Annotated in this window: 17 protein-coding genes; all 17 read left to right on the top strand. The window is 40.9% G+C overall.

Annotation, left to right across the window (positions count from 1 at the left end):
* Positions 1–7 precede the first annotated feature (7 nt).
* The 17 genes from IGK61_RS13470 (at position 8) to IGK61_RS13390 (ending at position 18,119) form a co-directional block, all read left to right on the top strand.
* The gene (locus IGK61_RS13470; RefSeq protein ID WP_438844938.1) at positions 8–994 is read left to right on the top strand and encodes a helix-turn-helix domain-containing protein; all 987 of its coding nucleotides are present in this window, start codon (positions 8–10) and stop codon (positions 992–994) included.
* Entirely contained in the window at positions 991–2,007 is a 1,017-nt protein-coding gene (locus IGK61_RS13465; RefSeq protein ID WP_438844937.1) for a sugar transferase, read from the top strand. Before IGK61_RS13470 ends, IGK61_RS13465 begins: the two co-directional genes overlap by 4 nt.
* Positions 2,004–2,387: a hypothetical protein gene (locus tag IGK61_RS13460; protein ID WP_438844936.1), complete on the top strand. Its 384-nt coding sequence runs from the start codon at positions 2,004–2,006 to the stop codon at positions 2,385–2,387. Before IGK61_RS13465 ends, IGK61_RS13460 begins: the two co-directional genes overlap by 4 nt.
* A 71-nt stretch (positions 2,388–2,458) precedes the next feature.
* Positions 2,459–3,796 (top strand): hypothetical protein, encoded by a 1,338-nt coding sequence (locus IGK61_RS13455; RefSeq protein ID WP_438844935.1) that lies wholly within the window; start codon positions 2,459–2,461, stop codon positions 3,794–3,796.
* 657 nt (positions 3,797–4,453) lie between these two features.
* Positions 4,454–7,729: a Cna B-type domain-containing protein gene (locus IGK61_RS13450; RefSeq protein ID WP_074536104.1), complete on the top strand. Its 3,276-nt coding sequence runs from the start codon at positions 4,454–4,456 to the stop codon at positions 7,727–7,729.
* 138 nt (positions 7,730–7,867) lie between these two features.
* Positions 7,868–8,824 (top strand): alpha/beta hydrolase, encoded by a 957-nt coding sequence (locus IGK61_RS13445; protein ID WP_074536102.1) that lies wholly within the window; start codon positions 7,868–7,870, stop codon positions 8,822–8,824.
* A 17-nt stretch (positions 8,825–8,841) separates the two neighbouring features.
* A complete protein-coding gene (locus IGK61_RS13440) occupies positions 8,842–9,114 on the top strand; it encodes a GNAT family N-acetyltransferase (protein WP_015510184.1) in 273 nt (90 codons plus the stop codon).
* 156 nt (positions 9,115–9,270) lie between these two features.
* Positions 9,271–9,507, top strand: coding sequence for a preprotein translocase subunit SecG (gene secG, locus IGK61_RS13435; protein ID WP_005228700.1), 237 nt, complete (start codon positions 9,271–9,273; stop codon positions 9,505–9,507).
* Positions 9,508–9,630: 123 nt separating this feature from the next.
* Positions 9,631–10,383, top strand: coding sequence for an alpha/beta hydrolase (locus IGK61_RS13430; protein ID WP_074536100.1), 753 nt, complete (start codon positions 9,631–9,633; stop codon positions 10,381–10,383).
* 3 nt (positions 10,384–10,386) lie between these two features.
* Positions 10,387–12,747, top strand: coding sequence for a ribonuclease R (rnr, locus tag IGK61_RS13425; RefSeq protein ID WP_074536099.1), 2,361 nt, complete (start codon positions 10,387–10,389; stop codon positions 12,745–12,747).
* Between the two features lie 15 nt (positions 12,748–12,762).
* Positions 12,763–13,221, top strand: coding sequence for an SsrA-binding protein SmpB (smpB, locus tag IGK61_RS13420; RefSeq protein ID WP_008380870.1), 459 nt, complete (start codon positions 12,763–12,765; stop codon positions 13,219–13,221).
* 293 nt (positions 13,222–13,514) lie between these two features.
* Positions 13,515–14,234, top strand: a complete 720-nt coding sequence (gene atpB / locus IGK61_RS13415) for a F0F1 ATP synthase subunit A (protein ID WP_008380872.1) — start codon at positions 13,515–13,517, stop codon at positions 14,232–14,234.
* Positions 14,235–14,266: 32 nt separating this feature from the next.
* Positions 14,267–14,479 carry an ATP synthase F0 subunit C gene (gene atpE, locus IGK61_RS13410; RefSeq protein ID WP_005228705.1) on the top strand — a complete coding sequence of 71 codons (213 nt, stop codon included), beginning with the start codon at positions 14,267–14,269 and terminating at the stop codon, positions 14,477–14,479.
* Positions 14,480–14,567: 88 nt separating this feature from the next.
* Complete coding sequence (atpF, locus tag IGK61_RS13405) at positions 14,568–15,092, top strand: F0F1 ATP synthase subunit B (RefSeq protein ID WP_005228706.1); 525 nt, start codon at positions 14,568–14,570, stop codon at positions 15,090–15,092.
* Complete coding sequence (locus IGK61_RS13400; protein ID WP_010749797.1) at positions 15,079–15,621, top strand: F0F1 ATP synthase subunit delta; 543 nt, start codon at positions 15,079–15,081, stop codon at positions 15,619–15,621. The genes atpF and IGK61_RS13400 overlap by 14 nt, the downstream gene beginning before the upstream one ends.
* A 23-nt stretch (positions 15,622–15,644) precedes the next feature.
* Positions 15,645–17,201, top strand: coding sequence for a F0F1 ATP synthase subunit alpha (gene atpA / locus IGK61_RS13395; protein ID WP_005228708.1), 1,557 nt, complete (start codon positions 15,645–15,647; stop codon positions 17,199–17,201).
* A 15-nt stretch (positions 17,202–17,216) separates the two neighbouring features.
* Positions 17,217–18,119, top strand: a complete 903-nt coding sequence (locus IGK61_RS13390; RefSeq protein ID WP_074536097.1) for a F0F1 ATP synthase subunit gamma — start codon at positions 17,217–17,219, stop codon at positions 18,117–18,119.
* Positions 18,120–18,127 lie beyond the last annotated feature (8 nt).

Here is an 18,127-nt window from a genome sequence, read left to right as displayed (position 1 = left end):
GAAAAATATGGAAACTAGATTACTAAGCGTTTGTCGATTAATTAGCACGATCAACCCAGACTTAAAGATACCTAATACATCAGTCGTTGCTGTCAATATTGATCGCGAGAAATTAGAAGAGATACGCAAATGTAAAGGTCTATCTGTAAAATCTTTTGAAAGAAAGATTGGGTTATCGCGCTCACGATACTATAGATGGGTACAATATGAGATCGATTTGCCTTTCGAATTGGTCGTTGGAATCAAGAAAATGTTGAGCATATCAGATACCGAGTTGTTAGACATGTTTGCAATGTCAACAGATGAACAACTTCATTTATTAAGTGTATTGATCTATAGCTCTTTATCAACGAAAGAGGACATGTTTGTTACCTTTTTGAAAGTCAGAAAAGAGTTAGAAAAATTTCGCTCCTCAACTGAGGATAATACGATGTTTAAACTTATGTTGGCCTATTCTGACCTCGTGTTTGGATGTATGAACCAGAAAGCTCCAGACACAAGTTTAGAGATGCTTGAAACATTTTTTCTGGGAAATGATTTTTACACATTGTTTGATAGTCTTTTATATTTAGCTACATTACGCATCAAACATCGCTATGGCTTGCACGCTTCATCTTTAGAAAAACAAATTTTTCTGTTAGAGAGTTGCCTTTTAAAGAAAATAAATTCGACTGATTTTACAGAACTGCGGCCAGTTTTGGTAGGCGCCGTATTAGATTTATCAGAATGCTTGGTTGACATGCAACGGTGCGAAGATGCGGTTCAATTACTTCAACATGCAAGTCGTTTAATGGAAGAACATTGGCATATTGATGTTTATAATCAAACAGTTCTAAAACTAGTTAAATATCTGCTGCTTACAAGGAATACTGCACAAGAAGATCCAGCTGTACAACTGTTTTCTAAAAATTTGAAGGGTGCAGAATGGTGCTTACCAAAAGATGAAGTGATGTTTGTACGGGCAATGATGGAAAAGGAGATGGGACGAGCGTGAATCGGTGGGTGACGACGATCATTGAATCGAATGCAGCAGATTCAGTCAAAAAAGCGAAAATAGATGTTTATCACATTGCCAATGGGATGGATTATCAACCTTTATATATTTATCGTTATATCGATGAGAATGAAGATGATTATGCACTTATGTCAAGGATTGATGGCATTACAGCTGGTGTCGCTTATGAAGATATCGTGGTCTATCAATATCCAAGTTATAACGGAGCCCATTTTGACCGGATGTTTTTACAAAGAATGAAACAAAGAGGAATTTACACGATCTTATTCATCCATGACGCTGAGATGTTGCGTGGAAAAGTCGATTTTGATGAATCTGCTCTTTTCAATGAAGCAACATTATTGATCGTTCATAGCCAAGCCATGCAGACAGCCTTAGTCGAAAGAGGCGTGACACGGAAAATGATCCAAAAACCTTTTTTTGACTATCAGCATCAAGAAGTTAGTGTCAGTCATGAAAGACCACTAAAACGAATTGTCTTTGCAGGAAATCTTGCAAAAACCCGTTTTCTACAGCAGTGGACCAATGACACAGAAATTCTTGTATACGGCGATAAAAACGACTGTCAATTTGGCCCAAATGTTCATTATTGTGGTGTTTTTGAGCAAGAAGAATTGATTCGTAGGATGGAGAAAAATAGTTTTGGGCTTGCGTGGGATGATAAGCTGCCTGATGGTGGTGACTATCAACAATATACGAAGTATAATGCGCCGCACAAAATCTCGTTGTATCTCTCGTTGGGAATCCCTGTCATTGTGTGGAAAGAAGCAGCTATAGCAGAGATGGTTCAGAAACTGGAACTTGGCATTACTATCAACGCGATTGAAGACATTGATCATCAATTATGTGAGTTAACAGATGAAGAACTGCTGCGGATAAAAAATAATGTTCTTTCATTTAGTTGTTTACTGCAATCAGGAATATTTACTAGAACTGCACTGATGGATTCAGAAGTGAAAATACTCCTAAGCAAAGGAGAAAATCAATCATGAAACAATCGATGAGTATAAAGAATTTATCCGCAATTGTTCAAATCAGCCAGATTGACCAGATGCTGGCTGATTTGAAACAAACGATTGAACAACGGGATAGTAAAATTGCGCGATTCCAACAAATGATTTCAGAAAAAAGCCAGTCAACCATTGGGTATCGCGATTTTTTTATCTTAAAGAATAGCCAAGAAGATTTGAGAGAGCTATGCCAAAAAATTGATTTGCAGTTGGTCAAAACCAATGAACTTCTACGGCATATACGTAATACAAAAGCGATTTTCAGCGATTTGCTGCTTTTAGAAGCAGAAGTCAACGAACAAATGAAGAGAATTCAGGAACTGTCCAATGCATTCTTTGTCCAAGAAGAGGCAGGAAAATAGAGGATGAAGTAGCAATAGTGTTGTTAGGGAAGCTGTAAGTCATGATAAATAGGGAAGTTAGGGGGATTAGTGTGAACAAAATCATTGCATTAGACATTGATGAATTTCGAGTAGGCGTTGTTGGCTACGGTTATCAAGATGTCAGAAGTTCTGTTTATTCAGAAGTCAAAAAAAATAATCTACAATATCTTTTAGGAAAGAATAATGAACCGATCTACTTAAAAAACAAAGTTGGGAAACGAATACTTCTCGGGGGCAGCGAGAAAGAAATTACTTGGGGGCTCGATAAATTGTATAGTCGACGATCGGAAGCCTATCAAACATTTGGTAATCCGTTAGCAACCTTGGGAGACCAAAAATTTAAGATATATATCAAAACGATACTCTCTTATTTAGTAGCGAATAGACCCTCACTTTTTACTGAAATTGCAGAGGATTACTTTAGCTGTTCATTATGCCTTGGAGTAGCAACAGAAAGTTTTGACCGGCTTGCTGACATCGAGAGACAACTGGCAGAGCAATTCGAGACAGTTGTTGATGGCACTCACTATCGGATACGTATCGAGCGAGTAAAGCTGATCCCGAAATCTCTGGGTGCAATTTTTGAAAGCAAACGAAATGATATTCATTTGATGTTAGGCGTGGAAGAAATTCTTGCTGGGTTGACCTATGTGATTGAAATCAATGATCATTCTCTCACTTGTGACAGTTACGAAAATGGGGAGCTGATCAAAAGTTCAAAAGTCACAGACGGCTTGTATGAATTGGCAGGTAACGTGGTACAAGCTTATCAAGAAAGTGAAGGGGATCATCCCGCACCTATCTTTGAACTGGATCGCGGCGTCGTCTACGATATGCTTGTCACAGCAAAGAAAAACAATCCCTTTATTGTGACGATCAATGGACGTCAGACAATAGATTTAACTGAAATCGTTAAAAAAGAGACGACTGCTTTGACAGATCAATTGATTGATTATGTAAATAGTGATCAAGATATTCAATATGCTGATACAATTCTAATCAGAGATATTCCTTCAGAAACGCTCAACGAAAACACATTAAATCAGACACTCACCAAGATGGGGCTATCTTGTAAAGTATTTAACAATAAAAATGCTATTGGCGTGTATCTCTTCGGAGAGTTGTTTTGGAAAAGTCAACTGAGTGCTTCAACGGATCACTTTGAGGATAACAGTCCATTTTCAATGAAGTCAGACGATTTAGAGACGAAAATGAATGAAGAACCTTTACCAATCGAGAAGGCCATCGAATCATCAACTAACCAAATTGATTCTGAATTGCCAGAAGCTGCCAAGCAAAAGAGTCATCATAGAAGTTTATCTGTAGAAGCAATCTTTGCGGAACAGTCGGAATTACTTAGTTTCTTGATCAATGATGATAAAGAGTAGTCATTCTGACGAAGCAAAATTGAATATCATTCATGCCACAATAAAACTTCCTTTTTCCGATAGTCAAATCTTTTTTTCGAAATCAATTATCAAAGAGTGCATTAACAACTATTTATTAATAAAGACTGATGAGTAATACGAATTCAAATGTGACGGAAGAATCAATGCTGATTCTTCCGTCACCTAGTTAATAGGGCCATTTTTTATAAAGTAAAGTTAAGAGATCTTATAAATAGACAGAAAATAACCATAAGGTTTTAAAGAATCTGCTAAAATTTTTTTAATATAAAATGAAAATAAATGGATGCTTTATGAAAGTTTTCATCGGTATTTTCAAAATAATAGTTTCTAACAAGTGAAATTTTGTTGAAGGCGTGGCAAAGGCTTTGGGTAGTTGAGTTGAAACAAAAAGACTTTGGTCACGATCAAAAGAATCTTTATCGATTTTGACTATGTTTTATGAAAGTATTATTCTTTTATATTTTGATTTTAAAGAAATACTATTTCATTTTCACAAATTCGCTTGAAATCAAAAGACAGGTATCAATGGTTTCTCTCACTTTTTTCACAGAATTGAAATTTTACTAGCTTTGCTTTTTTTCTTCTTTCCGATTAGGATAATCACCTGAGTAAAATTTGTTGTTTGGAGGAAGAGAAATGTGTACTTATGTGAAAAAAATAGCTTACCCAATGTTCATGCTGTCCTTACTTATGTTATCCTATTTGGCGCCTTTATTATCAGTCATCACAGCCAATGCGGACACCGAGGAGAATCCCAAAACAATCCTATTTCAAAACGAAAAGGGCATTGCGCAAGTGACCTCATTACCAGATCCTACGACAGGAAAAATCACTTGGACGATCGAGGTAGAAAAGAATCAGCAGTCGGCTGCTAATCAACTGGCATTCAGCTTGAGTGAAGGAGAACGAACGGTTCTGCCGGAATCAATCCAAAGCAACGGCACGCCATTTACATATGATCCGCAAAGACAGCAGCTGATGGAAGAAACTACTAGCAGCTCCTTTAGCCAAATGACGCTAACGTTTCAAACAAAAGCTCTTAAAACTTTGACAATCAAATCCGCGTTTCTTCAAACAGAGGAAGAAAATGGACAAGTGAAAGAAGACATTATCAACACAACAGATGTAGCAGTTGTTCTACCTGACAATCAATCCACAGAAGCAACGAGTGCCGAAGCAGTGCTTGCTGACAGTCAGGAACAAACAGAGGCTTCCGAAAAACAGCCTGCCACAAAAATCAGCGAGTCACAACCACAAGCAGAATCAACTACCGCATCAACAACAATAGAGTCACCACTTGATACACAAGCAAGTGCGCCAGCAACTTCACAACTATCAAGTGGCGGCAGCTTTAAAAATGATGTGCCAGAAGTTGATGACGCACTTCTAGGAGAAGCCCAATATTTTCATATTTTTGCTAACCATGCGACGCTAAATACCCACACGAACGGAAACTTAGCAGTGGGGGAACTAAATGGCAATGTCAATTTTGGAACCAGTATTCAGGATGGTTCGTTGGCAACAGAAATCAATTATATTCAAAAGGTCAATACGATCGCAAATTCTTCCTTTGTGTCAGGAACTGATAGCAGAAAAAACAAAGTTGTCTTTGGCCCATCAGTCACAGTAGATTTAGCAGATCAAAATCAACAACCTGCCGTTTTTGTAAATGGACAGAGAATGGATCACTTGAAAACTTCCGAAGTTTTCCAAGATCAATCCGCAAGTGAACCGTATATAGATTTTAAAAAGGTATTCTCAACGTTACAGGCGACGTCAGAAAGACTAGGAGCCTATCCGCAAACGCCCGGTGTAACCAAAGACTTTACTGATAATAATCATCGGGTCATCAATACCGCCCGTGCTGAAAATGATACGCAAGAGGTGGTGTTGACCTTAACGGATGAACAAGGAAACCCGCTTGATGACGGTGTTTACGAACTTCAAAATAAAAAGACACATAAAGAGGTTGATGAAGAGGTCACAAATGATGATGGACAAGTAATCGAAACGGATCTTCCAGAAGGGGACTATTCCTTTGTTGAAACAGAAGCGCCAGACGGTTATCTAATCGATAAGAAACCAATTTCCTTTTCGGCAGACACTATTGATGAAGAAAATCAAAAGGTAGTCGTTACTCTTTCAAAAACAGAATTAGAAAAAGATACACCAATTACCATCAAAGGGCTAACAAAAGGCACGTCTCCTATACTCATCAATGTGGATACCCAAGGAGCAAGTACCGTTAATATCAAGTCGCAAATCAAACTAGAATATACAGATGGCACGACGCGCAATAGTCATGAAACAGAAGATTTTGATGATGCCGTTATCCTGTGGAATTTTATTAATCAGCCAGAAAATCAAAAGCTTTCGATTAATAGTCCCTTCCAAGGAACGATTTTGGCTGTTGGTGATACAGTTGATGTCCACCAAAATGTTGACGGCAGTATCATTGCTGATACGGTATTGGTTAATGCGGAAACCCACCGCTGGGATCTTCAAGCCAATGAAACGGTTGTACCGATAATCAAACTTGCTGCAATGAATCACCTGCTGTCTCTTGATACAACGACAGTCAGCGGAACCAAAACGTGGGACGATTATGACAACAAATTTAATACCCGTCCGACAAGCATTACGGTTCAATTACTGCAAAACGGTGAAGTGTTCCAAACAAAAACGGTTACCCCGAATAAAGAGGGGGAATGGCATTATGAATTTACCGATCTACCAACAACCGACGAATCTGGTCAGACCTATGACTACGCAATACAAGAAACACCCGTTGATGGGTATACCACCAAAGTAAACGGCTATGACCTAGTCAACACCTACCGCAACACTGAAACGACAGAAGTATCGGGAACGAAGACGTGGAATGATTATGGTAACAAGTTCAATACCCGTCCTGAAAGCATCACTGTCAAGCTGATGCAAAATGATAAAGAAATCGCCAAGCAAGTCGTAAAAGCAGATAAAGAAGGCAACTGGACCTATCGCTTTGATGATTTGCCTAAATATGATACCGAAGGAAAAGCATATACTTACACGATCCAAGAAGAAAATGTTCCAGGATACACCACCAAAGTAAACGGCTATGACCTAGTCAACACCTACCGCAATACTGAAACGACAACAGTTTCAGGTACGAAAACATGGAATGATAACAACAATCAGCTCAACATCCGACCAGAAAGTATCACTGTCGAATTGATGCAAAATGGTAAAAAGATCGACAATCAAATCGTAAAAGCCGATAAAGAAGGGAACTGGACTTATCACTTCGAGAATCTGCCTAAGTATGATTCCAAGGGAAAAGCCTATGTCTACACGATTCAAGAAGCAACCGTTTCTGGATATATCAGTGAAGTAAACGGCTATGACCTAGTCAATACGGAAACAACCACAGTTTCAGGCAGAAAAACTTGGAATGACAACGACAACAAGTTCAATACCCGTCCTGAAAGCATCACTGTCAAGCTGATGCGAAACGGCGAAAAATACGCAGAAAAAATCGTAAAAGCAGATAAAAAAGGCAACTGGACCTATCGCTTTGATAAGCTGCCAAAATACGATGCCGAAGGAAAAGCCTATACCTACACGATCCAAGAAGGAAAAGTTCCAGATTACACCACCAAAATAAATGGCTATAACTTAGTCAACACTTATACAGGGCCAGAGACACCAAAAACACCGAGTGATCCTAAAAAGCCGCAGGTCCCGTTGTCACCTAAAAAGCCAGATACTTCTAAACAATCGGAAGATGACAACAAGAATGACGCAAACCATGCGGCTACTGAAAAACGATTGCCTAAGACAAACGAGCGCTCTTCTTATGAGTGGAGTATCCTTGGAAGTATTTTACTCGTTACAAGCGCTGGCATACTTTATCGACGAAAACATAGTTAATAAATTAAAACTTTGTCCTGCTTCTCTGCTAGAAGTCAGGGCAAAGTTTTTTTAAAGTATAGGACTTATTTAAGACGTGCGACAAAACTTTGGCTGAAATCCATTGTAAATGGTAAACTAAAATTAAGGGGGGATCCTATGGTTTGGCTATTGCTACTACTGCTTATTTTTGGTTTTTTGGTGTACTATGTATATCGCACGTCTGTTTTGAAAAAGGGCGTACGCTATTTTGTTTCGGCGATCATTATGCGAAACAATGAATGGTATGAAAAAGAAGGCAGAAAGAAACTGGGGATTCCATACAAAGAGCGGATCGCAACAAAGAGTTCGGCTTTTTGGACACAAGGTTCGGAATGTACGGTAACGACCGCCGATGATCTGATCCTAACAGCGGAAGTCTTTGATCAGTGTGCAAAAACGTGGGTGATCTGCTTGCATGGGTATCGCAGTGATGGGCAAGCAGATTGTCAAGAGGCAGCCGAGAAATTCTGGTCTGCTGGTTACAATGTTTTAGTTCCTGATTTACGTGCACATGGCCGCAGTGAAGGCAAAGAGATCGGCTTAGGGTGGCTAGATCGGATGGATCTGCTTTTGTGGATCGATAAGATTTTGGAAAAAGACCCACAAACACAAATCTTCCTCTATGGTTTAGGAATGGGGGCAGCGACCTTGCTGCTGGCTAGTGGAGAAGTCATGCCGGTGCAAGTGGCTGGGTTGATCTCAGACAGCAGCTATACGTCCGTTTACAGTGCGATCCGATCAAGCTTGCCGCAATTTTCTCGGTTACCGATCAAACGCTTTTTGCGCTTAGCGAATCGCTATAGCAAACAATTAGTCGGTTATCCCTTCTTGCAGATCTCGGTAACCCGACAAGTCGGCAGCAACCATTTACCTGTGCTGTTTTTACAAGGAGAAAAAGATTCGTTTCTTTCGGAAAAAGAGATCAATACCTTAATGGAAGCAACGGCTGGACCGAAACAAAAAGTCCTCTTTGCGAATATGGGACATTTACAGGCAGTGAAAGATGCACCAGAATATTGGCCAACCGTTTTGCAATTCATTGAGAATATCAAACAAAATACAGACATCGTCTGATAGAAAGGAAGAAAGCAATGGAAATCAAAGAAGAAAATAAACGTTTTGCTTTGTATGATGGAGAAAAAGAGGTGGGAGAAATCACATGGCAAGAAACGCCAGATGATGTTCTAGAAGTAGACCACACCTTCGTTAATCCTGATTATCGCGGCCAGCAATTGGCGCAAAAATTACTCAAAGCGGTTGTTGAAAAAGCAAGACGGGAAGAGAAAAAAATTATGCCTGTCTGCTCCTTTGCGGTCAAAGAGTTCAAAGAAAAACCAGAATACGATGACGTACTCGTTCGCTGATTTGAACGAAAGTGATCTATGAGAAAAAGGCTGTCAGAAAGGACAGTCTTTTTTTTAAACCGTCATGCAACGGTCAATGACAAAAAGAGAGTAGTAATTTCCAGCGGAAAATGCTAAAATGGAAAGGACGACTTTAGCAAGCAAGGAGGAGCTAACGTGTATAACATCTTATTAACTGCTGTGATCGTTATTTCGATTTTAATGGTCATTACGATCATGATGCAGCCTAGCAAGCAAAATAGTGCAGCTAGTGCCTTTACTGGCGGTGCAGATCAATTGTTTGGTAAGCAAAAAGCCCGTGGATTTGAAGCGGTGATGCAGCGTTCAACGGCCATTTTAGGTTTTGTTTGGATGGTCTTGCTCTTTATTTTGGCTTTTCTTTCATCAAACTAATCACTTTGTTAGCGAACCTCTCGTAAAGAGAGGTTTTTTTCTTTTTAACGGGAAGATTTTGATCGCATTTGTCGAAGTATTCTTGCTAACTATGGTAGAATTGGACGTGAGGTGAAAGGAAACATGAAAACATTTAATCAACCAAAACCGGTTTTTGCTGAACACGGCAAACGAGCGGTCATTTTGTTCCATGCCTATTCAGGCAGTCCTAACGATGTGCGCATGCTTTGTCGTTCGTTAGAACAAAAAGACTACACGGTTTATACACCGATGTTTACTGGACATGGTACACCGAATCCAGATGATATCTTAAATCAAGGAATGACTGTTTGGCAGCAGGATGCTGCGGATGCAGTTGCTTATGTGAAAGAAAAAGGCTATGAGGAAGTTGCCGTTCTTGGACTTTCGATGGGTGGGATTTTAGCGATGGATCGTTTGACGCAAGACCCAACATTGATGGGCGGCGGTCTTTTTTGCTCACCGTTATTTGAAACCAAGAACGAAGTACCAGTCAATTTTGAAAAGTATGCTGAAATGGTCATACCCTACGCTGATTTAGATGAGGCGACCCAAAAAGAAATATTGGCAGAAGTCCCTCGTAAGGTCAGAGAACAACTGCAAGGAATCGAAACAGTCGGACAAACCACAGCCGAGCATTTAGGAAAAATCGAGCGCCCAATCTTCCTGGCGCAAGCAGGAAGGGATCAAATGATCGATCCACAGACGGTTTTCAAAACCGCAGCGGCATTGTCCCATGTTCCCTATACGCTTCAATGGTATCCTCAAAGTGGTCATGTGGTGACAGTTGGACCAGAACGGAAAAAATTAGAGCAGGATGTGTTTGCTTTCTTAGAAACACTTGCTTGGAAAGAGTGAGTTATGACAGAAACGATTAAAACAAAAATTATTCAGTTTCTCGAAGAAAGCCGTAAAAAAAGTTTTTCAATGGAAGAAATTGCTGAAGGTCTAGGACTTCAAAAAAGTACAGACTTTAAGAATCTTGTCCAGACAGTAGCGGCGATGGAACGAGAAGGCAGTGTGATTTTTAACAAAAAAGGCAAAGTGAAATTACCAATGAAACGAGTGTTTGTGGAAGGAACCTTCCGTGCCAACGAGCGGGGCTTCGGCTTTGTCACGTTGGATGAAGAAGAAGACGATATTTATATCCCTAAAGAAGCAACAGGCTATGCCATGGACGGCGATACCGTTGCTGTAGACATCGTGCATGTTGCCGATCCTTTTTCAGATCGCGGCGCAGAGGGAAAGGTCGTAGAAATCAAACAACGCGCCATTAGTCAGTTGGTCGGCGAGTTTACATTATTTGACGAAAAAGAGATCGAAGAATCGGATCTATATGGCGTTGTTCAACCTAAAGATAAAAAACTAAGCGATTTAAAGGTGTTTATCGGCGCCCAAGGAATTCGTCCAGTAGACGGCAGCATCGTGATCGTTGAGATCAGCCATTACCCAGAAAAAGGCTATTCGAAAAGCTTAGAGGGGTTGATCACAAAAGTTGTGGGGCATAAAAACGATCCTGGAATGGATATTTTATCGATCGTCGTGGCGAATGGGATTCCCACAAAATTTGAGGAAGAAACCTTGGCAGCGGCAGATGCAGTACCCGATACGATCGATCCTGCTGACTTTCCAGAACGACGGGATTTGCGAGATCAACAGATCGTAACGATCGATGGAGCGGATGCCAAAGATTTGGATGATGCGGTGACGGTAAAAGCATTGCCTGACGGCAGCTTCTATTTGGGCGTGCATATCGCAGATGTTTCTTATTATGTGACAGAAAACAGTGCGTTGGACAAAGAAGCTTTTGAGCGGGGAACGAGTGTCTATCTAACGGATCGAGTGATCCCGATGATCCCACAACGTTTATCAAACGGGATCTGTTCGTTGAATCCGAATGTCCCAAGGTTGGCCATGAGCTGTGAAATGTGGATCAACCAAGAGGGGATCGTCACGGATTACAATATTTTCCAAAGTATTATTCAAACAAGTGCCCGCATGACTTATCAGGCAGTCAATCAAATTGTTGAAGACAATGATCCAGAAACTAGCAAAGAATATGCGAAACTAGTACCGATGTTCCATGATATGGCCGCCTTGCACCACGTGTTAGAAACGATGCGGATCAAGCGTGGGGCGGTTTCTTTTGAAGACCGCGAAGCGAAAGTCTTGGTCGATGGAGAAGGACACCCGCAAGAAATCGTTCTGCGAGAACGTGGCGTCGGCGAACGATTGATCGAGTCCTTCATGTTGGCAGCCAATGAAACCGTGGCGCGCCATTTCAATCGGAAGCATTTACCATTTATTTATCGGATCCATGAGGAACCAAAAGAAGAGAAAATGCGTCGCTTCTTTGATTTTGCTTCTGCTTTAGGGATTGTAGTCAAACAAACCAACGGCTCGATCTCACCAAAACAACTGCAAAAAGTGGTTGAAGATGTCGCAGATAAGCCAGAGGCAATGGTTGTCAATACGATGCTGCTCAGAAGTATGCAGCAAGCGAAGTATTCAGAAGAAAACGTCGGCCACTATGGTTTGGCAGCGGAAGATTATACCCACTTCACGTCACCGATCCGTCGGTACCCCGACTTGATCGTGCATCGCTTGATTCGTTCTTACAGTGAAGATGTCTCTGAAGCCAACCAAAACAAATGGGCTGAAATCTTGCCTGACATCGCCATGCACAGCTCCCAAATGGAACGACGAGCAGTCGATGCAGAAAGAGAAGTCGATGCGCTTAAAAAAGCTGAGTATATGGCCGATAAAGTAGGAGAAGAGTTTGACGGTATCATCAGTTCCGTCGTTAAGTTTGGCTTGTTTATTGAATTGCCTAACACGATTGAAGGGCTGATCCATATCAATAATCTGAAGCAAGATTACTTCCATTATTTGGAAAACCATCTGGCACTTGTAGGTGAACGGACAGGCTTGACCTTTAAAATTGGTCAAAAAGTTCGTATCAAAGTCGTGAAAGCTGATCCTGAAACAAGAGAGATCGATTTCGAATTGGTAGCAGCAGAAGAAGTCGAAAAACTGCAAGCACCAAAAGCCAACAAACGAAACAACCATCAAAAAAATGAAGCGAACCGTCGCGGGAAAAAACAACACAACCCTGAGAAAAAACAAGGGAAACGCTTTGAACAAACCGGTAAAGGCAAGTCAAAGAAAGCTGGCAAAGTGAAAAAGAAAAAACCTTTTTACAAAGGAATCAAGAAAAAATAATTGGAGGGATGGCCCGTGCCTAAAGGAGAAGGGAAATTAATCGCCCAAAACAAAAAGGCCCGCCATGATTACACGATCCTCGATACGATCGAAGCGGGGATCGTCTTACAGGGAACAGAGATCAAAGCGATCCGTAACAGTCGGATCAATTTGAAAGACGGCTTTGTACGCATTCGCAATGGTGAGGCATTCTTAGTCAATGTGCATATCAGCCCATACGAGCAAGGAAACATTTTTAATCATGATCCACTACGGACAAGAAAACTGTTACTGCATAAAAAGCAGATTGCTCGTCTGATTGGCGAAACAAAAAATACCGGCATGACGATCGTTCCGTTAAAGGTGTATATCAAGGATGGTTATGCCAAAGTTTTGATTGGTTTAGCGAAAGGAAAACGCGAATATGACAAGCGGGAATCCTTGAAACGCAAAGATCAAGAAAGACAAATTGACCGAGTTCTTAGAAATTTCTAATTTTCTAAGAACTTCTTTTAGAATCCGATAGAGGTTATTGCTTTGAAAATCGCGCTAAATTTGGTAGCATTTAAGGGAAAGCTGTTGATATAACAGGCTTTTTCTTCCACATAGCGACACGGGAATTTTTCATTTAATTTAGGATTTTTGGCATTGTGAGTTTTTTGTCTAATTTTCTTGAAAATGCTTTGAAATTTTCCATTCGTGGTGGTATGATACCGATTGTTATGAGAGGAAACGCATTGTAACACCAGATTTTTTTCTGGAGATGACAGGAAAAGAGGTGAGAAAGATTGGAAGATAAATCGCTTATGTTTCATATCGGTCCTATATGGTTTGATGGAACTGTAGCTATGATGACAATCATTTCTTGTATTATTGTTTTTTTGGTGGTCTTTATTTGTACACGTAATCTGCAAATGAAACCGAAAGGGAAGCAGAACTTCATTGAATGGGTCATTGACTTTGTTCGCGGTATCGTAGCGGACAATCTACCAGGATCTCAAGTGAACAACTTTCATTTGCTCGGTGTAACAATGTTTCTTTTTGTGTTTGTGGCAAATGAGATCGGGTTAGTCACAAAAATCGTGACGACAGATGACATTACCTTATGGAAAAGTCCGACAGCAGACCCGTTTGTTACACTGACACTCGCACTTATGGTTATTTCCTTGACACATTTCTTTGGGATCAAGTCGTTGGGCTTCAAAAATTACTTGATCAATTCGTACTTGAAACCGGTGGGGTTCTTATTACCGCTAAAAATCATCGAAGAATTTACGAATGTCATCACGTTAGGCTTGCGTTTATATGGAAATATATTCGCAGGGGAAGTGTTATTAGGATTGATTGCCAACATGTTTATTAGTCTTGGTTGGTGGTCATTACCGATCGTGATGCCGCTAGAAATGATCTGGATTGGCTTCTCACTCTTTATTGGAGCGATCCAAGCTTATGTATTTGTTACATTGACCATGGTATTTATGAGCCACAAAATCGTGGCAGAACATTAATCGAATCGACATACAATTAGGAGGAAAAAAGAATGAACTTTATTGGAGCAGGATTAGCAATTATCGGAGCAGCAATTGGTGCAGGGTATGGTAACGGACAAGTAATCGCAAAAACGATCGAATCAATGGCACGCCAACCTGAAATGTCTGGTCAACTACGTTCAACAATGTTTATCGGGGTAGCGTTAGTCGAAGCTGTACCGATTCTAGGGGTAGTTATCGCGCTGCTATTAGTCTTCCGATAAGACAAGCACGAAAAGGCAGAAACGAACAATTGCACTCGTTTTTGCTTTTTTCTAATGAAACAATGACTTTCAGAAAGGAAGAATCGTTATGCTAAATCAGTTGGTTATAGCGGAAGTTCAAAATCCAATGCTTGGCAATATTATCGTTGTCAGCGGATCAATTCTTCTTTTGCTATTCTTATTGAAACATTTTGCATGGGATGCCATCAGCAGCATGATGCAAAAACGGGAAGATAAAATCGCCAATGATTTGGATTCAGCGGAACAATCACGCTTGAATGCAGCAAAATTAGAAAAAGAACGCCAAGAAAAATTGGCACGTTCTCATTCTGAAGCTGCGGAGATCATCAAGAGCGCCAAAGATAGCGGGGAATTGAGTCGACAAAATATTTTGAGCGAGACCAAAGAAGAAGTGGCTCGTTTGAAAGAAAAAGCAAACTCAGATATCACCCTTGAAAAAGAAACTGCGTTAAAAGAAGTGAAAGATGATGTTGCAGAACTTTCGCTTCAAATCGCAGAAAAAATCTTAGGACGCGAATTGACTCCCGAAAATCATGAATCCCTAATCAATCAATATATCGAAGGATTGGGTTCAGTTAATGAAACTCGATAAATTCACAGTGGGAAAACGCTATGGAAAAGCCTTGTTCGAATTGGCGATGGAAGAACAGCGCTTGACAGAAGTTTACCAAGAATTAATGACCTTGCGTCAGATTTATCAGGAGATTCCAACATTCGGTCAGATCGTGACGGATAACCGCTTGGATCTCCATGAAAAAAGACAATTAGTCGATCAATTGTTGAAGGGCTTTGAAGGCTTGGTCAGAAATTTCTTAGAGATCGTTTATGAATATGATCGCATGGATGATCTATTGCTGATCATTGATGAATACGAACGTCGTTACGATGAATATCAAGGTCTTGTTCTCGGAACGATCACAACGGCTGTTGCTTTGTCAGCAGAACAAAAAAGCAAAATTGAAAAGCAAATCGCCGATAAGCTTGGGTACAAGCAGGCACAATTGAAAGAAACGGTCGATCCAACGATTTTAGGCGGAGTCATCGTTGAAGCAAATCATCAAGTGATCGACGGTAGTATTAAGAGCCAACTGGATTATCTGCGACAAAAAATCGGCAGATAAACAAGAGATAAGAGGTGAATCGGATGGCCATCAAAGCAGAAGAAATTAGTGCCTTGATCAAAGAGCAAATTAAAAATTATCAGAACGAACTTTCTGTAGAAGAAATCGGTACTGTCACATATGTTGGGGACGGGATCGCCCGCGCCCACGGTTTAGAAAATGCCATGAGTGGAGAACTGCTTGAGTTTTCAAACGGTTCTTATGGGATGGCACAAAACTTAGAATCAAACGACGTCGGGATCATCATCCTAGGTGATTTTGAAACCATTCGTGAAGGAGACAAAGTAAAACGAACCGGTAAAATCATGGAAGTTCCTGTCGGCGATGCATTAATTGGCCGGGTAGTGAATCCATTAGGGCAACCGATCGATGGCTTAGGTCCGATCGAAACAGACAAATCACGCCCAGTTGAAGCAGCCGCACCAGGTGTAATGCAACGGAAATCCGTATCGGAACCAATGCAAACAGGGTTGAAAGCTATTGATGCTTTAGTGCCAATCGGACGTGGCCAACGGGAATTAGTCATCGGTGACCGGAAAACCGGGAAAACAACGATTGCGATCGATGCGATCATCAACCAAAAAGGGCAAGACATGATCTGTATCTATGTCGCTATTGGCCAAAAAGACTCAACGGTTCGTGCACAAGTAGAAACATTACGCCGTTACGGTGCACTTGATTACACGATCGTTGTTTCAGCAGGTGCTTCACAACCAGCACCATTGCTTTACATCGCACCTTATGCCGGGGCAGCAATGGGAGAAGAATTCATGTATAACGGCAAACATGTTTTGATCGTCTTTGATGACTTATCAAAACAAGCAGTCGCTTACCGTGAACTTTCTCTACTTCTACGCCGTCCGCCAGGTCGTGAAGCATACCCAGGGGATGTCTTCTACTTGCACTCTCGTTTATTGGAACGTGCGGCGAAATTAAGTGATGAACTAGGTGGCGGATCAATGACGGCACTGCCGTTCGTTGAAACGCAAGCGGGGGATATCTCAGCCTATATCCCAACCAACGTGATTTCTATCACAGATGGACAAATTTTCTTAGAAAATGACCTGTTCTATTCAGGTGTGCGTCCTGCCGTAGCGGCTGGATTGTCCGTTTCACGGGTTGGTGGTTCTGCACAGATCAAAGCGATGAAGAAAGTTGCTGGAACCTTGCGTTTGGACTTGGCAAGTTACCGCGAGCTAGAAGCCTTCACACAATTTGGGTCTGATCTAGATGCTGCGACACAAGCCAAATTAAACCGCGGTCGTCGCACCGTTGAAATCTTAAAGCAAAAACTACATGAACCATTGGCAGTCGAAAAACAAGTCGTGATTCTTTATGCGTTGACGCATGGATTCATTGATAGTGTACCTGTCAATAAACTATTGGACTTTGAAGCAGAATTATTTGAGTATATCGAAGCAAACGCAGCAACGATTTTTGAAACCATTCGGACAACGAAAGACTTGCCAGAAGAAAGCTTGTTAGATGACACCATTAAAGCATTCAAAGATATTTTCATGGCATCCAACAGTTCTCGGGTGACACCGCAAGATAAAATATCGACAATGCAAAACGCATAAAAGAGGTGAGAGAAAATGGCTGCTTCATTAAATGAAATCAAGCAACGAATTGCCTCAACAAAGAAAACCAGCCAAATCACAAAGGCCATGCAAATGGTTTCAGCTGCAAAATTAACAAAATCTGAAGCTCATTCGAAACAGTTTCAAGTGTATGCCAACAAAGTACGTGAAATCGTTACGCATTTGACTGCGCAGCAGCTTTCCGATCTTGCAGGTTCTGGTCCTAAAGATGGTGTGAACTATAACAGTATGTTGGTTAGTCGTCCGGTCAAACGCACAGGCTATATCGTCATCACTTCTGATGGCGGTCTAGTGGGCGGCTATAATAGTTCCATCTTAAAACAAATGATGACCATGCTGGATGAAGACCATGCAAAAGCAGAAGAGTATGTCATGATTGCCATTGGTGCAACTGGCGCTGACTTTTTCAAAGCACGGGGCATCAATTTGGCGTACGAGTTAAGAAACCTTTCGGATCAACCAAGCTTTGATGAGGTACGTAAAATCGTAACATTGGCAACCACGATGTACCAAAACGAGGTCTTCGATGAATTATATGTGTGTTATAACCATCACATCAATTCATTGACTAGCCAATTTCGTGTGGAGAAAATGTTGCCGATATCCGATTTAGATCCTGAAGAAGCCGAAAGTTATGAACAAGAATACTTGTTTGAACCTTCCAGAGAAGCGATTTTGAATCAATTACTGCCTCAATACGCTGAAAGCTTGATTTATGGTGCGATTGTTGACGCAAAAACAGCCGAGCATGCTGCCGGAATGACAGCGATGAAAACAGCAACAGATAATGCCAAAAATATTATTGGGGACTTGACGATCTCATACAACCGAGCGCGCCAAGGAGCGATCACCCAAGAAATTACTGAAATTGTGGCGGGGGCATCCGCGTTAGAATAGTTTCAAGA

It is taken from the genome of Enterococcus sp. AZ063, assembly GCF_051715045.1.
Taxonomy (GTDB): domain Bacteria; phylum Bacillota; class Bacilli; order Lactobacillales; family Enterococcaceae; genus Enterococcus_D; species Enterococcus_D casseliflavus.
The sequence above is the reverse complement of the archived record's forward strand: the minus strand, read 5'-3'. Positions and strand labels throughout refer to the sequence as shown.